14 protein-coding genes, 2 tRNA genes and 1 pseudogene are annotated in these 15,760 nt (G+C 40.7%); 4 read left to right on the top strand and 13 right to left on the bottom strand.

Annotated elements, in window-relative coordinates; all coding sequences use genetic code 11:
* Nucleotides 1-13: 13 nt before the first annotated feature.
* Nucleotides 14-796, bottom strand: a complete 783-nt coding sequence (locus BSCG_RS00275; RefSeq protein ID WP_008777638.1) for a potassium channel family protein — start codon at nucleotides 794-796, stop codon at nucleotides 14-16.
* A gap of 216 nt (nucleotides 797-1,012) precedes the next feature.
* Here BSCG_RS00275 and gadC point away from each other — a divergent pair, with 216 nt between their 5' ends.
* Nucleotides 1,013-2,740, top strand: a complete 1,728-nt coding sequence (gene gadC, locus BSCG_RS00280) for a putative glutamine/gamma-aminobutyrate antiporter GadC (RefSeq protein ID WP_008777636.1) — start codon at nucleotides 1,013-1,015, stop codon at nucleotides 2,738-2,740.
* A 230-nt stretch (nucleotides 2,741-2,970) separates the two neighbouring features.
* On the opposite strand, the gene BSCG_RS00285 is transcribed toward gadC, so the two are convergent.
* On the bottom strand, nucleotides 2,971-4,239 hold the full coding sequence (locus BSCG_RS00285; RefSeq protein ID WP_032849917.1) for a sensor histidine kinase: 1,269 nt from the start codon (nucleotides 4,237-4,239) through the stop codon (nucleotides 2,971-2,973).
* A gap of 199 nt (nucleotides 4,240-4,438) precedes the next feature.
* On the opposite strand from BSCG_RS00285, the gene BSCG_RS00290 reads away from it, so the two are divergent.
* The 3 genes and pseudogenes from BSCG_RS00290 (at nucleotide 4,439) to BSCG_RS00300 (ending at nucleotide 6,343) form a co-directional block, all read left to right on the top strand.
* A tRNA-Phe gene (locus BSCG_RS00290) sits at nucleotides 4,439-4,511 on the top strand.
* 13 nt (nucleotides 4,512-4,524) lie between these two features.
* Nucleotides 4,525-4,597: transfer RNA gene (locus BSCG_RS00295), tRNA-Pro, on the top strand.
* A gap of 107 nt (nucleotides 4,598-4,704) precedes the next feature.
* Nucleotides 4,705-6,343, top strand: a pseudogene (locus tag BSCG_RS00300) (alpha-galactosidase D).
* Between the two features lie 145 nt (nucleotides 6,344-6,488).
* Here the strand turns inward: BSCG_RS00300 and BSCG_RS00305 are convergent.
* The 11 genes from BSCG_RS00305 to BSCG_RS30730 all read right to left on the bottom strand — a co-directional run bounded on the left by BSCG_RS00305 (nucleotide 6,489) and on the right by BSCG_RS30730 (nucleotide 15,513).
* A complete protein-coding gene (locus tag BSCG_RS00305) occupies nucleotides 6,489-7,295 on the bottom strand; it encodes a hypothetical protein (RefSeq protein ID WP_008777633.1) in 807 nt (268 codons plus the stop codon).
* Between the two features lie 17 nt (nucleotides 7,296-7,312).
* On the bottom strand, nucleotides 7,313-7,681 hold the full coding sequence (locus tag BSCG_RS00310) for a GntR family transcriptional regulator (protein ID WP_004296279.1): 369 nt from the start codon (nucleotides 7,679-7,681) through the stop codon (nucleotides 7,313-7,315).
* Between the two features lie 11 nt (nucleotides 7,682-7,692).
* A complete protein-coding gene (locus BSCG_RS00315; RefSeq protein WP_050428081.1) occupies nucleotides 7,693-8,478 on the bottom strand; it encodes a hypothetical protein in 786 nt (261 codons plus the stop codon).
* Nucleotides 8,479-8,519: 41 nt separating this feature from the next.
* A complete protein-coding gene (locus tag BSCG_RS00320; protein WP_008777631.1) occupies nucleotides 8,520-9,365 on the bottom strand; it encodes an ATP-binding cassette domain-containing protein in 846 nt (281 codons plus the stop codon).
* Between the two features lie 172 nt (nucleotides 9,366-9,537).
* The gene (locus tag BSCG_RS00325) at nucleotides 9,538-11,004 is read right to left on the bottom strand and encodes a tetratricopeptide repeat protein (RefSeq protein ID WP_032849915.1); all 1,467 of its coding nucleotides are present in this window, start codon (nucleotides 11,002-11,004) and stop codon (nucleotides 9,538-9,540) included.
* 21 nt (nucleotides 11,005-11,025) lie between these two features.
* Entirely contained in the window at nucleotides 11,026-11,970 is a 945-nt protein-coding gene (locus BSCG_RS00330) for a PstS family phosphate ABC transporter substrate-binding protein (RefSeq protein WP_008777629.1), read from the bottom strand.
* A 3-nt stretch (nucleotides 11,971-11,973) separates the two neighbouring features.
* Nucleotides 11,974-12,789, bottom strand: coding sequence for an energy transducer TonB (locus BSCG_RS00335; protein WP_004311925.1), 816 nt, complete (start codon nucleotides 12,787-12,789; stop codon nucleotides 11,974-11,976).
* A gap of 26 nt (nucleotides 12,790-12,815) precedes the next feature.
* Nucleotides 12,816-13,469, bottom strand: coding sequence for an ExbD/TolR family protein (locus BSCG_RS00340; RefSeq protein WP_004327119.1), 654 nt, complete (start codon nucleotides 13,467-13,469; stop codon nucleotides 12,816-12,818).
* Between the two features lie 15 nt (nucleotides 13,470-13,484).
* Complete coding sequence (locus BSCG_RS00345; protein ID WP_004311924.1) at nucleotides 13,485-14,090, bottom strand: ExbD/TolR family protein; 606 nt, start codon at nucleotides 14,088-14,090, stop codon at nucleotides 13,485-13,487.
* A 33-nt stretch (nucleotides 14,091-14,123) separates the two neighbouring features.
* Entirely contained in the window at nucleotides 14,124-14,921 is a 798-nt protein-coding gene (locus BSCG_RS00350) for a MotA/TolQ/ExbB proton channel family protein (RefSeq protein WP_004311923.1), read from the bottom strand.
* A gap of 154 nt (nucleotides 14,922-15,075) precedes the next feature.
* Nucleotides 15,076-15,513, bottom strand: coding sequence for a hypothetical protein (locus BSCG_RS30730; RefSeq protein WP_004327118.1), 438 nt, complete (start codon nucleotides 15,511-15,513; stop codon nucleotides 15,076-15,078).
* Between the last annotated feature and the right edge of the window lie 247 nt (nucleotides 15,514-15,760).

The following is a 15,760-nucleotide window of genomic DNA, read 5'->3' as shown; positions in this document are numbered from 1 at the left end:
GTTTTATTATTCATTATGACACACCTCCTTTCTGTACGGCTGCTTTTTCTGCCAATTCTTTTTTCTCGGAAGCCTTTTTCTCTAGTTCCTCCTCTTCGTAATATTGTTTTCTACGTTTGTTAGATTGCTGAATCAGATTTGTGATATAAACTGTAAAGATAGGGAACATCATCATACCCAGGGCAGCCAACAAAACGGAAAGTACACGTCCGGTCACCGTCTGCGCTATGATATTCGAACCGACGGTAGTGACATCCATAAAAGCCCACCACAAAGCATCTCCATAACCATTCACCAAGGGATTCACCCGATGCTCAAGCACAAAAAATGCCAGACTGGAAAAATAGACCGTTGCCAACAACATCGTCAGATAAGAGACAAACAAACTCGAAGCACGATTGTAGGTCAACCAGCCGACCACAATGGCAAGCGCATATCCTCCTCTCAATAAAGGTATGAAACGGAGAAGATAGGTGATCTCATCCGAAAATGTCCACCCATAATAGGCGATAATATTCTGATAAGGAATTGCCACCAATAAAAAGATAAAATGCGTCCGCAAATAACGTCCCTTATGTTTTGCCAGAAAGAACTCCAATACAAAATCAAAAAGAAACCAAAGACAGATACATAGCTGTACTTTCATATACGAAGACTGTGTATAGAAAGGAATTCCCTTAAAAGTATCTACCGAGATACTAATCACCAGGAATAGGGACATTACTAATATAATAATGTGAAGAATACCATAGATTCCCTTTTTCCCGGAAATAAAATCTGAAAGCGCTGATTTCATAACTACTTAGTTTATAATAAAATGATTCATTTATAATTTAGATTGCTTAAAAACAATTGGAGAAAGCGATTGTTTCGGAAGAAGTAAATCCGGGGTTACAATCTCCCATTTCGGGGATGTTAATTAACGAACTTTGAAAGAGATTGCGGAAACATCTCACGCAAAATGTTGTTATAACACTGACTTTAAAATATTTTTCACTTAAAACCTTAACTTATGGCGAATATTAAAAATGCAGTGAAGCTGGGTGTGTTTACCCTGGCTATCATGAATGTTACGGCAGTAGTATCCTTGCGTGGACTACCAGCCGAGGCCGTATATGGAATGAGTTCGGCCTTCTATTATCTTTTTGCAGCTATTGTCTTTCTAATCCCTACATCGCTCGTTGCAGCAGAGTTGGCGGCGATGTTTCAGGATAAGCAGGGTGGTGTGTTCCGGTGGGTAGGCGAAGCCTACGGCAAAAAACTGGGATTCCTCGCCATTTGGGTACAATGGATCGAAAGTACGATCTGGTATCCGACAGTGTTAACGTTTGGTGCCGTATCTATCGCTTTCATCGGAATGAATGACGTACATGACATGTCACTGGCAAACAATAAGTATTATACGCTCGTCGTAGTGCTTATCATCTACTGGCTGGCTACTTTCATTTCCCTGAAAGGTATGAGCTGGGTAGGTAAGGTTGCTAAAATCGGTGGTATGGTCGGTACAATTATCCCGGCTGCCCTGTTGATTATCTTGGGAATCATTTATCTGGCAAGCGGCGGACATTCCAATATGGATTTCAACAGCAGCTTCTTCCCCGACTTTACCAACTTTGATAATGTTGTTCTTGCTGCCAGTATCTTCTTGTTTTATGCCGGTATGGAAATGGGTGGTATCCACGTAAAAGACGTAGAGAACCCTTCCAAAAACTATCCGAAAGCCGTATTCATCGGTGCACTTATCACAGTGTTGATCTTCGTTTTGGGTACTTTTGCATTAGGTGTGATTATCCCTGCAAAAGATATCAACCTGACTCAAAGTCTACTCGTCGGCTTCGACAACTATTTCAGATATATTCATGCTTCCTGGTTGTCACCAATCATTGCTGTCGCTCTTGCATTTGGTGTACTGGCAGGTGTATTAACATGGGTTGCCGGTCCGTCAAAAGGTATATTTGCCGTAGGTAAAGCGGGGTATATGCCTCCGTTCTTCCAGAAAACAAACAAACTGGGTGTACAGAAGAATATCCTGTTCGTACAAGGTATCGCTGTAACTGTATTAAGTCTGTTGTTCGTCGTTATGCCGTCCGTACAGAGCTTCTATCAGATTCTGTCACAGCTGACAGTTATTCTTTATCTGATTATGTACTTGTTGATGTTCTCCGGAGCTATCGCATTGCGTTATAAGATGAAGAAACTCAACCGTCCGTTCCGTATCGGTAAGTCAGGTAACGGTTTGATGTGGTTTGTTGGCGGTCTTGGTTTCTGCGGATCATTGCTTGCCTTTATCCTCAGCTTCATCCCGCCCAGCCAGATCTCTACAGGTAGCAACACTGTTTGGTTCTCCGTACTGATTATCGGTGCCATTATCGTTGTTATTGCTCCGTTTATTATCTATGCTTCCAAGAAACCGTCTTGGGTAGATCCAAACTCCAATTTCGAACCGTTCCACTGGGAAGTTCAGGCTCAACCTACCACTGTCAATGTCAGTGCAAGTAACGCTAATGCTGCCCGTCCTACCGCAACTTCTGCACATACAGGAGGAGCAACCGGGGCAAGTACAGCTAAGCCTGGTGCAACCGTTTCTAATGCAGCAGCTCCTGATGCGGCATCCTCTGGTGCCACCGCTTCCGGTGCTACTCCACCAAGCAGCAGTTCTGCTACATCCGGCGGAAATTCTACTTCCGGCAAAGCATCTCCGGGAACCGGAGACAAAGATAAGGATGCACCTAAGTCGTAAAGACTAAGTGTTCATCCTGTTCACAAAAAGTAAGAGGCTATTCAAACAGCTTTGAACTTATAAAATTACCCTCACTACAGTGAAGTGCTCCCCTTTAGTCGGTTATAAAACCTTTGGGATGCACTTCACGGTTGTAGTGAGGGTAATTTATTTTAGAGATTTTTGCAGGCCCTCTTATTTAGAAGTATGCCAATCATCATTTAATAGATACAATACCTAGCGATTGGAGATTACTTTATTGCCTGTGACTTTATTAGTTCCGGTTTTATCACCCGTGGCAACACAAAGCTGAAAGTAGATCCCCGGTTAATTTCCGAATCAAGTTCAAGATTTCCACCCAGATTTTGGATGATCGTTTGCGAAAGAGTCAGTCCAAGTCCTGTCCCCTGCATTTCACGATCAAGTTTTATGAAACGTGAGAATATTTTTTTCTGTTCCTCTTTCGGTATGCCAATGCCTGTATCGGACACAACAAAGCAAACCTCTTCCGTTCCTTTCAGGCTGCAACCCAAACGAATTTCACCCGATTCGGTGAATTTCATTGCATTATGTAACAGGTTAGACAATACCTGAATGATACGTTCCCGTTCCGAATACATCATTATAGGTTGTATGTGTGCCTCACAAACCAATTCCACCGACGAGTTATTCAATTTCGTCTTAAAAATTCCCTCCAACTCTCTTAGCAAATCATTGGCATCAAACTCCGTATAAACAAAATCTACTGTTCCCGATTCTATTTGAGAAAGATCGAAAATATCATTCACCAGGCGCAACAAGCGTTCATTATTCTCTGCAATAACATCAGCATACATTTTTCGTTCCTCTTCACTGGAAGCCGATACCATCAAACCGGAAAATCCGACAATTGCATTTAGCGGTGTACGTACCTCGTGACTCATATTAGCAATAAAGGCAGATTTCAATTTATCAGCAGAAATGGAATGTTCTCTTTCAATAGACAGCAGCCTTTGCACATTTTTCAGCTCCGTCACATCATAAACAGTCAACACCATATAATCTTCACCATGAATATTCAAATAAGTACCCGATACCGATACATCGCAAAGGGTCACCTTCGTTTCATCCTCACTTAATAGCTTCATGGAAGCTTCCAGATTTTTAAAACTTGCTTTCTTGTAAAAAGCTTTTCCGATAGACGCACGGATACAGCATAGTTTGCATTGTTCATGCTGGCCACATTCACCGGCTGCAATCGCATTTCTACAATGCAGCAAATCTCCGACTCTTTTGGTAACTCCACCTACCTGAATCGGAAGACGGTTTAAAGAATAATAATTGGTGTCACAAACCACAAAATCCTTGTCAATCAATAAGAAGTAAGCATTGATGTTCTGCAAAACCAGAGCCAACTTTTTAAGTTCATTCTCTTTGTTTTCCTTCGAATGCACCTCTTTCTGGAGTGACTGGCACTTTGCCCACATATAGATGAAGGCAGCTAACAAAACTATTATAACAATAATCGCCAGTGATGACATAGTAATAGAGTGTTTATATTGTTTTGATCGTTTCAGTGCGTAAATTTATAAAATATGTCGCATAAATAGCTGTTTATCTACATATTTATTCTAACAAAAATGCATTTATATTTCCACGAGTCAGAAATTGGTAAAAATTTCCCTTTAAGTTATTGCGGTATTAAAAAATATACTTATCTTTGCACCCGCAAACGAGAAAGGTGCCATAGCTCAGTTGGTAGAGCAAAGGACTGAAAATCCTTGTGTCCCCGGTTCGATTCCTGGTGGCACCACTTCTTAAGCAATCGGAATGTAGCGCAGTTGGTAGCGCACTACGTTCGGGACGTAGGGGTCGGGCGTTCGAGTCGCCTCATTCCGACAAAATAAAGGGTAGCTTTCTGGAGTACAGTAAATTGCCCTTTATTTCTATTCAGTCACTTGAACAAATTCAGGACGGATATGTAATAAAACACAACCTATTATATCATGAAAAACAGGATTTATCTCTTTACAGTAGCAGTAGCTTCTTTTATGTGCATCAGCTGCACAAAAACTCAAACTACCCTTTCCGAGAATGAAAAGACAGTCAATCCTCCCATCATGGGATGGAGTTCATGGAATGCATTTCGCGTAGACATCAGCGAAGACATCATCAAGCATCAAGCCGACCTGATGGTGAAAAAAGGTCTGAAAGATGCCGGATATCATTATGTCAATGTTGATGACGGCTATTTCGGAAAGCGCGATGATAACGGAATTATGCATACCCACGAACAACGTTTCCCGAATGGGATGAAACCAATTGCGGATTACGTTCACGGCCTGGGAATGAAAGCCGGTCTCTATACCGATGCGGGCAACAATACATGTGGCTCCATGTGGGACAATGATGCAGCAGGCGTAGGAGCTGGTATCTATGGACACGAACCGCAAGACGCCCAATTATACTTTGGCGACTGGGGTTTCGACTTTATCAAAATTGATTACTGCGGAGGAGATGCGCTGGGACTTAATGAAAAGGAACGCTACACTTCCATCCGGAACAGTATAGACAAAGTAAACAAAGATGTTTCCATCAATATTTGCCGATGGGCCTTCCCGGGCACTTGGGCTAAAGATGCAGCAACTTCCTGGCGTATCAGTGGAGATATTAATGCACATTGGGGATCATTAAGATATGTAGTCGGAAAGAATCTCTACCTGTCGGCTTATGCCGGAAACGGACATTATAATGACATGGATATGATGGTCATCGGATTCCGCAACGACAGTAAAGTAGGTGGACAAGGTCTTACTCCGACAGAAGAAGAAGCTCATTTCGGTTTGTGGTGTATCATGAGCTCTCCTTTGCTTATCGGATGCAATCTGGAAAACATGCCGGATTCTTCGCTCGAACTGCTGACAAATAAAGAACTGATCGCCCTCAACCAAGATCCGCTGGGCTTACAGGCTTATGTAGCTCAACATGAAAATGAAGGTTATGTACTCGTAAAAGATATTGAACAGAAACGTGGGAATGTACGTGCAGTAGCTCTTTACAATCCTTCCGATACCATCTGTAGTTTTTCCGTGCCGTTCTCTTCACTGGAATTTGGAGGAAACGTAAAAGTACGTGATCTGGTAAAACATAGCGATTTAGGAAACTTCTCCGGTACCTTCGAACAAACGCTTCCTGCACACAGTGCCATGTTCCTCCGCATAGAAGGCGAAACACGTCTGGAACCGACCCTCTACGAAGCGGAATGGGCTTACCTACCTCTTTTCAATGACCTTGGCAAAAATCCTAAAGGTATTATTTATGCCCATGATAAGGAAGCCTCCGGACAAAATGAAAGTAGGTTTCCTTGGCGGACAACCTGAAAACTATGCCGAATGGCGGGAAGTATATAGCGAAAATGGCGGACGCTATGATATGACCATCCATTATTTATATGGCAAAGGACGACAAATAGAACTGGACGTAAACGGTATCATTACCAAAATCGACTCTCTGGGAGAGGATAATGGTCATAACCAAATCACAGTTCCCGTTGAATTAAAAGCCGGATACAACACTATTCGCATGGGTAATAGTTATAACTGGGCACCGGACATCGACTGCTTCACTCTGAAGAAAGCGCTGTAATTTGACTATATAACCTCATATATTAAAAGGAGTAATAACGGAATAAATATGCCTCAGGCATTTTAAAATCCATTATTGCTCCTTTTTAGTTTAGATACTGTCTAGTAATTCGTATCATATTTTATCTCTTCATACCTATTCCTGTTTATTCCGGTGTTATCGTAATTTCCGCTTTCTCTCTTACATTCACCTGCAAACGTGCATCTTCTGTCAGAGGTGTCCAGACCACCCGCTTACATTCTCCTTTCTGCAGATCATTAGAGTGCTGATTGCTGCCACTCAGATATTCCGTCCCCACTTCTGTATTCTCAAATGTCCATCTCCATACACCATCCAAATTCAGATAGAAGTTTTCAATTTTACTATCCTTTGCATGAAAGTCCAGCCCATTTCCCTGAATATCACACGAACCAAGTCGACAAGAATCCAATGATATGTTATAACGATTACCACGGACAAACAATGAATCTGTTTCAATACCTATCAGATTCAATTTCAAACCTTCTTCACCGGTAACTATACCGGTCAGTGAATCCACAGCCAAACTCACATCAAAACCACTCACAAAGATATAATCTCTGTCCCGATACTTTTCCGGAATATTGTTCACATTAAAATCTAACTTCATAAACAAAGTATCATTCTTTTGGGTAACATTCAAATAGTCTCCTTTCGGATATGAAACCTGTTCTTTCCCTGACGAAGCAGCAGTAGATCCTATTTTCATTTCGCCGCTAATAAACACACGTCTCGCTTCAGATACTCCATCCTGGCTGGTAAACACCTTTATAACATGTACGCCATTCAAATCCATTTTCACCTGTTCATTACCCAAAAAGGCTCCATCTTCCTGGTAAGGCTTCCCCGACATAAATATGAAAATAATAGTTGCCACAATTACAATCAATCCGGAAACGAGAAGGCCTATAAATATATAAGTAGTACGTTTCATAATATTTCGTCTTTATTCTATTTCTGCTTTTTTATAAACTCATGATACATTGTCTCTATTTCTTTTATCGGTATATCAAGCGTATACAGCTGACGAAAGAAATAGTCCAATTCTTCTTTCAGAAAGGTATCCTTACGGAGAGAATGAATCAGCTCTTTTGCTCCTGAAGCTACAAAATACCCTATGCCACGTTTATTATAAATAATATTTTGTACCTGAAGATAGTCAAAGGAACGCATCACCGTATTAGCATTCACCTCCACAATGGCAGCATACTCTCTGACAGAAGGGATCCGCTCCTCTTCCGGATATTGCCCCAGCAATATCTCATCACAGATTCTATCTGCAATCTGTAAATAAATAGCTTTACTTTCTTTAAAATTCATAGGCTAAGGTATTACATTCTATTAATAATTTCAGACTCCTTAAAGCGGAAATAAGCCAGTACCCAATTCACCAACGCAAAAAAGATGCCGGCAACAATTACAATCCACAGAGTGGTTTCTTTCGACTCCAGCACACCTCCTGAATAATACCTGCCGCTTTCCAACAGCACTTTGCTTACCAAAGCACCGACAGCAAAATATACCATACCAATAATGGTTCCCGACGCAAATGTTTTCAGGAAAGAATTTTTAGGCCAAATCGAACTGCCCAGTACGAATAAGGATTGAACAAAGAAATAACCTGATATCAGCGCTCCAAATTCCAAGCCTCGCCTGCATAAAGTATAATATTTTTCATCACCAACCAAATGCGACAAGTCGACAGGAGCAATAAAATCCTTCTCCGGATAAGCCAAAGAATAAATAGTAAAACGTGTATAATCCGCCAACTTATAACATATCAGGAAAACAACCAGATACACAACTGTAAATACAAACCATCTGGAGAAAAACTTCTCAAAAGGAGTTGCCGGAATCATTAACATGGAAGTACGGCTCGTTTTCGTTTTCATCTTTTCCATTGTAAACGAAGCACTCAAACAGCCGAATCCCCACAGAGCCCAGATAAAAGTGACAAGAAGAAATATCCACGCCGGATCTTCCTGATAATTATAAGTACCTCTATACCTAAAATATCCATTCCAAACCATTACCACTGCCATCACTCCATACATCAACACCATACGAAGCACATTCGATTTCCAATTCTCCACCATCTCCTTACGGCAAAGATTCATAAAACGAGGCAAACTGAAAAAGTATCTTTTATCATCGTCTTTTATTTTTGAGTGTGAAACAATCGGGCTATCTCTTCAGGAGTAGCCAGTGTAGCATTAAAAAGAAGTTCCAGGTTTAGTTCCGACTCGTCCTGCTTTTCATTAGGAAGGATCAGGTAGTTACCCTGAATAGTAGGAATTGCAAAAAGCGCACTTTTGACCAATTCCCGATCATCACTCTCCACAAAGAAAAGTTTGTCGCAAATATTACTTGTCGATTCATCGAGCAACACACGACTGTCATCCATTATCAACACATGATCGAGCACTTTGTCGATGTCACGAACCTGATGTGTGGAAATCACAATCGTCTTATCATCCGACATACCCGATGCTATAAACTTGCGGAACTGACTTTTGCCTGGAATATCCAGCCCGTTGGTCGGTTCATCCATCAACAAAAGAGAGGTATTCGTAGCAAGCGCAAAACTCATGAACACTTTCTTTTTCTGCCCCATAGAAAGCGATCCGAGATCAATATCTATATCCATCTCAAAATAATGGAGATATTTAATCATCTCTTCCTTACTGAAACGAGGATAAAAAGGACTGTTTAACTCAATATAGCTGACCAAAGAAACCGAAGGCAACTCAAATTCTTCGGGAACTAAAAACATATCCTGCAAAGTAACCGGCAACCGACGGCGTACATCTGTATCGTGAAACATCACTTTGCCGTTTTTAGGAGTCAACAAGCCGGACATCAGATAGAGAAGAGTAGATTTTCCCGCACCATTCTTTCCCAACAGTCCATATACCCTGCCGGATTCGAACGAAAGCGAAAAATCACGTAGTACCGCACGCTTCGATTTACGATAAGTAAATGAAAGATTTTCTACTGTAATCATAGTATTTCTGTTTAATGAATAATGACCTTTATGTGTATTAGTGCAATAGTACACCACAAAAGTAGATAATCTTTTGAATATTCCAATAGAAAAGGAGAAAAAAGTGCAAAAAAAGGAGGAGCTAAGATCACTCTCCACTCCTCCTGTCACGACAAACAACTAAAATTATTCACTATTTGATGCCGTCCAATGCCCTTTTAGCAGTAGCATTAGCGGGGTCTATAGCCAGAATTTTACTCCAGTATTCTATGGATTTATCTTTGTTAGCCTTTGCTTCGGCTTTCAATGCCGGATTTTCGATAGCTAACAAATAGTAATATCCAAGATAACTGTAGCATTCAACCAAAGCTGAATTGTAATGAGGATCGTTTTTGCTTTCCAATAAAGCGGCCACTTCCTCATAGAAAGGTTTCGCAAGTCCTTGAGTTGTTTCAGGGTCAAGTGCAGAATTGGCACGTGCTCTCCAGAAGTTACCCAAATAGCTGTCCGGCGCTGCTTCCGCAATTGCATGGAAAGTAGAATCGGCGGACATTAACGCCTGCTTACGTTCTTCAACAGTGATTGCTAATGAATCAGGTTGCGTACCAGCACCGTAATAAAGTCTACCAAACTGGAACTGTAAGTCCGGAGTCTGTTTTTCCTTATCAAGAGATGCATAATATTTCTGGTAAGCACTGATTGCTTTTTTATAATCGTTCTTCTGTTCGTAAGCAGAAGAGATATTTTTAAATAAATCCGTCTTCGTCGGATCCATCTTTACCGCTTTCTCATATTGTACTACTGCATCATCATATTTTTTCAGACTCTCCAACAGATGTCCATAATACATATAATCCAAATACGAATAATCGGCTTTATCACATTCCTTGAAGAAGACATCGGCAGCCTTCAACGCTTCATCAAAACGTTTCAGGTCAGTATAATTATACATTGCCAAACGATTGAACGCAGCATGACGGGCATTCTTTTGCAATCCCATATTAGCTACTTCGAGTGATTTATCAAAATCATGGTTCAAAAATAAAGCAAAAGCATACTTCACCAAATCTTCTTCCGTAGCAGTAGGTCCCATTGCAAAATTCGCATAAGCTTCTACTGCCTTATTAAAATCATTTTTAAAATAGTAAATTTCGGCTAATTTTTTATCTACAGCTGTGTTGGACGGTTCCAGGTCCTTCAATTGGTTCAGCTTCTCAATGGCAAGACTTGCATTGGCTGATTTATAAATATCTGCATATTTCAGATAAGCTTCCGTACATTTCGGATCGAAATAAATTGCCTCCTCATACTTTTGAGAAGCAAGACCCGCATTTTTCTGTTTTACGGCAATATTTCCTTCCAATACAGAAGCAAGAGCCGATTTACCATTCGCTTTTCTGGCAAGAGCTGCATACTCCTGCGCTTCGGGAATCTTGTCAGCATTCAGATATGCGTCTCCAATAGCCACCAACAATTCCACATTTTTCTTATTTTTTCCTTTAATCAGATGTTCAGCTTCTTCAGCAGCCTGTGCCGGATTCGTCTGAATAGTTTCTTTCAATTTCGCAACCCCAGCCTGCCATTCGGCATCAGATGATTGCGCATAGAGCGACCCTACTGCTATAAACGCTCCAGCTAAAAACATTTGTACTCTTTTCATTATAGTCTCTAATTTTAGTTATTATTCGTCTTTCACGTGGACAATACGCACCGGCTGAGTAGCCGGAACAAGTCCGGATTTTAATATAATCCTCTGCCCTTTATCGGATGTCATAAAAGAAGCAAATCCCCAAGGCAGCCCACTGCGAGGATCATTCAGCAATGCATAAATAGATCGTGCCAACGGATAGTTACCATAGAACAGGTAAGCCTGATAAGGTTTATAACTGTTAGCAGGAGTTGCCACATCCTCTGCACTCACTGACATCACTCTGATCTCTTCGCGAAAAGAAAGATTGGTTGTATCACTGCGGTTCCCCAACCAGTTTACTCCAACAACTCCCATAGCGTCGGGATTATTCGCTACATAATCTATCACCTGCTGGTTGGTTTTCAAGGCACTGACGTTACCTTCAGCCAACTCTTTTCCACCACAGATTGAGTCCATTGCAAAACGTACGGTACTGGAGTTCTTATTATCGAACACTACCTGAATCCCTTTCAAGCGGGAATTCGGATTAACCTCTTTCCAGTTTTTCACCTCACCGGTAAGGATGCGGCGGAAATCACGTACACTCAACAAAGAATCCGGATTAGCACGATTCACAATCAATGCCAGACCGTCCGTAGCCAATTTTATCTCGCGAGGGAAAAACTTACGGCTGTGGAATGAATTCATTTCTTCCTTAGTCAGTGTCCGGGTTGCAATAGCCAACCGGACACTGTCTTTCAGAAGTAAATTAATCGCTTCCACTTCAGTTGTGTAGCGAGGAACAATCCCAGCCAAAGGGTAAAGGTTTTCAAACACCTCTATCTCTTCTTGTATGATAGGTTCGAAACTTTCATCCGCCGCGATAGTTACCACACCGGAAGAATAAGTATCCGTCGGTCCTTTCGATTTTGAATTACAAGCACTCAACACCACCAACGCTACGAGTCCTATCAGCCTAAATTGTCTCTTCATCATCTTTTATTGTAATCTAAACATTACCGGAACGGTGAACTTCACACGTACCGCTTTTCCATTCTGCTTACCAGGGAGCCATTTCGGCATGCTTTTTACCACACGAACAGCTTCCTTATCCAGATAAGGGTCTACACCACGAGCCACATGTACGTCAGAAATAGAACCATCACGTTCAACAACGAACTGTATGATAACGCGACCTTGTGTTCCATTCTCCTGTGCAATAGTCGGATATTTGATATTCTTACCCAGGTAAGCCATCAATTCAGTCTGTCCACCAGGGAAAGTCGGCATTTGTTCTACCATATCGAAAACCTTTTCCGGTTCCGGTGCAGCCTGTGTTACCACCTGCTTAAGGTCTGCGATATCTTTACCATTAGCCTCGTCATTACCTTTTACGTCGGCAATAGAGATGGATACTTTGGTAGCATTCAAATCTTCCTGGCTCTTGATTTCATTGTCTTCATGCACTTCTTCATCTTTCTTGATGACAGGAGCTGTAAACTTGATAGAACTCTTCAATGCAGGGGGAGGAGGTGCAACCGGTTCTACGCGTTTCATCTCTTCCTGTTTGATTTCAGGTTCTTCCAATTTTGACAGAGTAGTTACTTCTGTCATCACTTCTTTCTGCTCCGGAGTTGCCAACTTAAGCAGTGTAGGGATACTAAATCCAACCGCTGCTATGACCACTACAATCAACATAGCGACATTATGTCGTTTTGTTGAATTGGCACGCATCCTATATGCGCCGTATGCCTGGTTCTTGCCTTCAAAAATCAGTTGACACCATTCCGAAGAAGCTAAATCTAATTTTGCCATTTTACTTTTCTTTTTTAGGTGTTACATCAATTATCGGCTAAGTTCTGTGACAATTCACCTTTCGCATCGTAATTCTTCATCAAGAATTCATCAGCTTCTGCAATGTCTGTTATCACATATTTTCCAATATTACATATCTGCATTTCGTCTAGCGCGTCAATCAGATTCATATAAGAAGCATCATCCGTAGCCTTGATAATTACGGTCGGTGTATCCTTTCCGCTCTTTATCTCGGAAACCTGCTTCTTAAATTCGTCATCCGTGATCTTAAGATCAAGTTTTTGCTGCTTCAATTCTCTTACTTTATTGACAGCAACAGCATTCTTCTGAAGAAGTACGGCACGCAGTCCATCTGCACCGTAGCTAGTTTCTTTCAACGAGGTATAATCCTTATAGTTAGGTTCTCCCTCGTAATAATAGAGTTTGTTATCAGCTCCCAGCAATAACGTAATTGCTTGTGAAGCCTTCACCATACTCTTTTGGTTTTCAGTTATATCTTTGTCATTACTCGGCATGCTTATCTCCATCGTCTGAGGTTTGCTCAGTGTGGTACAAAGCATAAAGAAAGTAATCAGCAACATGTTCATGTCCACCATCGGTGTAAAGTCCACCCGGACAGTCATTTTCTTTTGCTTGCTCTTTCCTCTTTTTCCGCCGCTCTCTTGTACTTCAGCACTCATTGTATTTCCTCCTTTTTAATTTTCAGATTCTGCCTTGAGAGAAGTAATCAGATTGTACCGATTTTCCCGCAAATCCTGAAGTGAGTTCATAACGTTCTTTATCACTGAGTATGGAGTTGTAGCGTCTGCCTTGATAGCAATACGTAGATCAGCGTTAGCGGCACGTGCATTACGTACCCACGATTTAAACTGATTGTCAACACTATCGCATGGAATACCTTCATTCTTTAGGATCTTATCCCGTTGATCTTCCGGGAGATCAAGATATTTCTGCATACTTCTGATAGGTACTCCAAAAGTAGAAGACAAGATAAATCTCTTCTCCTGTTCCGGAGTAAACTTAATGCCATACTCTTCACCCATGCTCTCCAATACAGCCTGCATATCCTGCTGCTTGTCGAGGCTCATAAATATTTTTCCTTCCGGATCAACCAGAATCTGGAGTACATTCGTCTCCGGAATCTTGATTTCCGATACGGAAGCCGGAGTGGTAACTTGTACTGGTTCTTTCTTCACAAATGTTGAAGTCAACATAAAGAAAGTCAGAAGCAATACAGTAACGTCACTCATAGCTGTCATATCTATGAACGTACTTTTCTTTTTAATTTGCGCTCTACCCATGATTAATAATAGATTTTATAAGGGTTCGCAGAATTAGTGAGTAGCAGCAAAAGTTTGCACGATAGAGAATCCGACTTCGTCGAGTCCGTAAGTCAATTTATCGATTTTGTTAGTGTAATAGTTGTAAGAAATAACAGCCAATGCACCAGTCAAGATACCGAAAGCAGTATTAATCAAAGCTTCAGAGATACCTTGTGACAAAGCCATAGAGTCAGCACCACCACCAGCAGACAAAGCAGCAAATGAACGGATCATACCGATTACAGTACCAAGCAATCCCATCAATGTACCCAAAGTAGTGATAGTAGCGATGATCGGAAGATTTTGTTGCATCATAGGCATTTCCAAAGCAGTAGCTTCTTCAAGTTCTTTCTGGATAGCCAACAGCTTCTGTTCTTTAGGAAGAGCTGTGTTCTTTTCCATTTCTTCATACTTACGCAAAGTAGAAGTTACTACGTTAGCAACAGAACCACGTTGTTTGTCACAGATTTCCTGTGCTTTCTTCATGTCACCTGCAGCTAAAGCGTCTTTGATGTTAGCTACAAACTTAGACAATGAACCTTTGCCGAAAGCAGAACGAAGAGCAAAATAACGCTCGATGCTCAAAGCAAGTACGGTTAACAACAATGTCTGGATAATAGGCACGATGATACCACCTTTGTAAATAGTACCCAACATGTTCAACGGGTGATTGTTAGGGTCATTGTTCATAAAGTTGGACGGGTTACCTAATAAGAATTGAAAGATACATACAGCTATTACTAAACAGCAGATGATTACGATACCGGCATTCTTTATACCTACAACTTGAGTTTTTTTAGTAGTTTCCATAATAAGTTTTTTTGTTAAGAAATTAATTTTAGTTATTTAGGAAGTAAATTTTTCAATTAGACACACTGCGCTACAGACCCTGCAACTTTTAATAGGTAAAGTCACACGGTTTCATACAGAGTACGAAAAAAAACGAATAAAAATTGAGAAAAGACTAAATAAGGATGCGTCTTAAAGCGAACACGTAGTAGTCGCTACACGTAATGGAGTAATGTGGATCCTTATCGGAATAAAATGATTTACTTTGATCTAATACTAAAGAGTTTTCTCTTAACACGAGAAACTTTTGCATAACGTCTTTCAAGGAGTCATTGATTTCAATGATTCTCCGCAGACGATAATTATTAGAGTTTGATTCTGTTACGAGTTTAAGTCCTAATTCTACGTCAGAAACAGACAAAGAACGGACGCTATCATAGCTAACAGACTGCCCATCTACAGAAGAGCGTTGATTGCTGTCAGAAGATAATTCTGATAATTGACAAGGTGAGTCACTAAAAATACAAGTAGAGAAATTCATAGCATTTCCGCTTACGCTAAAAGATAGCATCAGCAGAAGAAAAGCTAATATGAATTTCGGAGAAAGTTTCATTGTATTTTTAGTTGTTTAATCAATTACAATAGATTCGGCCACAAATGTAGCAATTAATCGTATATGTTTATCGTCGTTCACATCATTTAAACATTAAAGTTTAACTCTTTTATAAAAACAAGCTACAATATGTTTTGTTCGATGAGTTTGCGACTTAATATGTTAAAAAAACATTTCCTCTGAATATCCAGAGTTTTAAGAAATTAAAAATCCCCTCCAATATTTCTACTGAAGGGGACTTTTCTTA

Origin of the sequence: Bacteroides sp. 2_2_4, from assembly GCF_000157055.1 — a bacterium.
Lineage (GTDB): Bacteria > Bacteroidota > Bacteroidia > Bacteroidales > Bacteroidaceae > Bacteroides > Bacteroides ovatus.
Note: the sequence above shows the minus strand (reverse complement) of the source record. Positions and strands in the feature narration are given on the sequence as shown.